This is a genomic window from Bacteroides cellulosilyticus DSM 14838 (assembly GCF_000158035.1).
GTDB lineage: Bacteria > Bacteroidota > Bacteroidia > Bacteroidales > Bacteroidaceae > Bacteroides > Bacteroides cellulosilyticus.
Genome location: NZ_EQ973490.1, coordinates 2,150,695 through 2,154,618, shown reverse-complemented (window position 1 = coordinate 2,154,618; position 3,924 = coordinate 2,150,695). Strand labels below are relative to the sequence as shown.

General features: G+C 45.0%; 4 protein-coding genes. 1 reads left to right on the top strand and 3 read right to left on the bottom strand.

Going from position 1 to position 3,924, the window contains the following annotated elements; genetic code table 11:
* Positions 1–246, bottom strand: a 246-nt coding sequence (locus tag BACCELL_RS12315) for an SGNH/GDSL hydrolase family protein (RefSeq protein WP_007212133.1), incomplete at its 3' end; no start/stop codon positions are given.
* Positions 247–303: 57 nt separating this feature from the next.
* On the bottom strand, positions 304–1,638 hold the full coding sequence (locus tag BACCELL_RS12310; protein ID WP_007212132.1) for an MATE family efflux transporter: 1,335 nt from the start codon (positions 1,636–1,638) through the stop codon (positions 304–306).
* 124 nt (positions 1,639–1,762) lie between these two features.
* On the opposite strand from BACCELL_RS12310, the gene BACCELL_RS12305 reads away from it, so the two are divergent.
* On the top strand, positions 1,763–2,689 hold the full coding sequence (locus BACCELL_RS12305; RefSeq protein WP_007212131.1) for a DUF5106 domain-containing protein: 927 nt from the start codon (positions 1,763–1,765) through the stop codon (positions 2,687–2,689).
* Between the two features lie 108 nt (positions 2,690–2,797).
* Here the strand turns inward: BACCELL_RS12305 and BACCELL_RS12300 are convergent.
* A partial coding sequence (locus BACCELL_RS12300; RefSeq protein ID WP_007212130.1) for a TolC family protein occupies positions 2,798–3,924 on the bottom strand: 1,127 nt, incomplete at its 5' end.

Below are 3,924 nucleotides of genomic sequence, written 5' to 3'. Positions count from 1 at the left end.
ATTACGCTCCATCTGATAACCGTGCTCATTGATAAGAAGATACCACCAGGTATCCTCCACCCGCTTCACATCATTCTCTCTCTTTTCTTCCGGTACGCCATACCAACAGAGGTTGGTGTCGGGAGTGACATAACCGTAATATGTAGAATAAGAGTCTCCAAGGATGGAGAGTTTCTTTTGAGCAAAAGAAACTGAAACAGAAGTGAAGAGAATCGCTACAAATAATAAGAAGGAGTTGCGTTTCATGATAAATATATTTTTTGTATGCAAATGTATTGAAAATAATTCATAGGTACAGCCATACTAAACTTTCTTTCTGCACAGCACAATAAGGATTGTTGTAGTAATATCTCCCGCCGCCACAGCAAGCCAGATGCCCGTCACTCCCAACCATGCAGGAAGTACAAAGAAGAACAAGACCGGCAATATACCACGCAACAACGTAAGCCTCATTGCTAGATTAATACGTTCAATACTGGTATAATACCCTATTGTGATTACATTTATCCCGAAAAAAATGTAATCGACAGCAAACAGAGGCAGACCAGCAACTGCATACTGCCAGGCATGACTTGTCCGGTCCGGCAAGAACAAGGAAACGATATCACCGGAGAAACAGACAAACACTCCGCTAATCAGCAAAGCAAACACAACCGCGGAAATAATGCATAAACGCAGCGCCTTATTGGACCGCAACAACTGTCCGCAACCATAATTGTAGCTGACAATGGGCTGCGCCGACTGAACCATAGCGTTAAACACCATGAAAATAATAGGGAACAGATAGCAGACAATGCTATAAGCCGCTACCCCATCCGTTCCCAGATGGCTCATAAACACATAATTGCCGGCAATAGCCATGACGGCAATCGTTATTTCACTCAAACAGGATGAAACACCCAGTTTCAGCATATACCATGTATTCCTCAGTGTCAGGCGGATACTCTTGATACTCATCTTCAGCTTGGCAAAACGAACCGATACGGAGGGACGAAGCAGATAACCCAAGAGTAAAAGTGTCCCCACCAATTCTCCCAAATCAGTAGCGATAGCAGCACCGAACAATCCCCACTCAAAAATAAAGATAAAGATATAATCGAGCAAGATATTGACAATAGTAGCCGCCAGCATGGCCCACATAGCAAAGTTAGGATTCGTCAGGCGTACAAAGAACGGCAATGCCACCAGCAAGACCGTGGACGGAATGGATATGGAGAACCAAAACAAATATTCCGCCGACAATTCCGTCAGATGCCCTTCGGCTCCTAATAAGGTTACTACAGTTTCGGGGAACACAGTCAATAGTATTCCCATAATAATACTGACAATCGTCAGCATGACGATTGACTGCGTGACATTGATATTAGCGACCACCAATTTGCCACGAGACAGATTAATGGAAGCAAGAATTCCTCCACCCATACCGAACATTAGTCCCAACCCGGCCGCTATCATAAAAATAGGCGCCGCAATATTCACCGCGGCAATGGCATCACTGCCTATTCCGCGTCCTACGAATATCCCGTCGACAACAGTGAACAATGCGGATGATACCATACCCAGCAACGTGGGGAAGAGTTGTTTTGTAAACAACTTACTCACACTCATGTTTTTGAAGTCCAAATTATCCCTTTGCATATCTCATTGTTTTAAAAAAAGCGGGGCAAAGGTAGGCTTCATAAATTTGCTGATACTTAACAAATGGTAATTAAAACATTTACATTATCTTTGTCTCTCAATACATTATATAAGTAGTTGAATTATGAAAACTTCTCTCAACATTTTCCTCCTATTCCTGATCCTGTGTGCCTCATGCGGCAGCCGGAAAGCGAACGACAACAAGGAAACGGCAGTCCAGGCAGACACCGTAAGAAAATTCACGCTCCCCCTTATACCAGCCATGCTGAACACTCCCGAATTGCGTGCGGACTATCTGGTACGGCACTATTGGGACAATATGGATTTTACCGACACCACTTATATCAACCTTCCGGATGTTACGGAACAAGCATGGGTGGACTTTATAGATATCCTGAAGATAGTGCCGGACACTACTGCGATAGCTGCCATAAAGCAAATGTATAAGATGGCAGATCAGAAGAAAGTCGTATTCTTCTATTATACTGACTTAGCAGAAAAATATCTGTATGATCCGAATTCTCCGATGCGGAATGAAGAATTTTACATTCCGGTACTGGACGCCATGCTGGAAAGTAAAGTATTGAATGATACGGAGAAAATACTTCCGCAAGGACGCCGGGAACTGGCTGAACAGAATCGTATCGGAAGGCCGGCAGAAGATTTCACCTATACACTGCTGTCCGGAAAAAACGGTACGCTCTACGGAGTGAAAGCAAAATATACGCTGCTGTTTATCAACAATCCGGGATGTCATGCTTGTGAAGAAGGCATAGAAGCACTGAAACAAGCACCTGCCATCAACAAGGAGTTTGCAGCAGGAAGTCTAAAAATACTGGCTATTTATCCGGATGAAGATAAGGAAGAATGGGAAAGACACCTACCGGACTTCCCCAAAGAATGGATAAACGGGTATGATAAAAAGCTTGTTATAAAGGAAAAGAATCTGTATGACTTGAAAGCGATACCTACCCTGTATCTATTGGATAAAGACAAGAAAGTACTGCTGAAAGATGCAACGGTGGCACAGATCGACCAGTACCTGCAATAAGTGATTAGTGATGAGTGACCACTAAAAATATCCCCTCTCACCACTCCACTTCGTGAAGGATAAAAGGGGATGAAGAAACGAGAGAAGAGAGAGTATATGATTTATTCTTTATTCCCTGCCACCACCTAAGGCCTGGTAGAGATTGATAATTCCCTGTATCTCATCGAAGCGGTCGGCTATCTGCGTCAGTTGGGCAGAGAGCAACGATTGCTGGGCGGTAAGTACCTCCAGATAAGTGGAGTTGCCATGTTTCATCAACAATTGCGTGCTTCGGACTGCGGTTTCCAATGAAGTGATTTGTCCGTCGCGCAACTCTGTTTTACCGCGAGCCACCTGCACTTGGGTAAGGGCATTATTCACTTCACTTCCAGCATTCAGCAGCGCCTGCTGGAAAGAAAGTTTAGCTTCTTCCTGTTGGGCTTTGGCTATTTTCAACTGTGCCATGTTTAATCCTTTATTAAATAAAGGTTGTGTCAGTGAACCAACTGCGGAGAGTAACAGCTTGCCCGGATTGATAATCATGCTTCCGGCAGAGTTTGTCCAACCTGCCGTACCTCCCAAAGTAATGGAAGGGTAAAAGGCCGAACGAGCCGCATTGGTACTATAAAAGGCCTGTGCCAACGAAAGCTCCGCACTCTTCACGTCGGGACGACGGGAGAGCAACTGCAACGGAACACCAACGGTAAGTTCTTCCGGGAAACTTTGTCCCTGTAACTTTCCACGTTCGATGGCGTCGGGCACATCACCCAGTAAAATAGAAAGTGAATTCTCCACTTCACGGATTTGCTGTTTAAGGTCGAGCAAAGAGGCTTCTACCATATAACAGTTTGCTTCGGTCTGGGCTACTCCGGCCTCATCCGTCATACCTGCTGCTTTCATGGCACGCATTGTCTTCACGCTCTCACGCCACTTGGCGGCAGTTTCGGCAGAGACGTTGTATTGTGCATCGAGCATTAATAAGGTATAATACATATTTGCCACATTGGCTATCAACGAAGTGGTGACAGCTTGTTCGTACTCCAGGCTCTGAAGATACAAAGCTTTTGCACGGCGTTTCGCATTGGTCAGTTTACCGAAAATATCAATTTCCCAACTGGCGGACGCTATGCCGCTATACGTCCAGGAACCTTTTGATTTATCAAAGCTACTGACACCGCCCTGCGGAGTCAGCATAAAAGAAGGCAGATAGGCCAGACGGGCGGATGACAAAGTAGCTTCCGCTTCTTTGATACGCC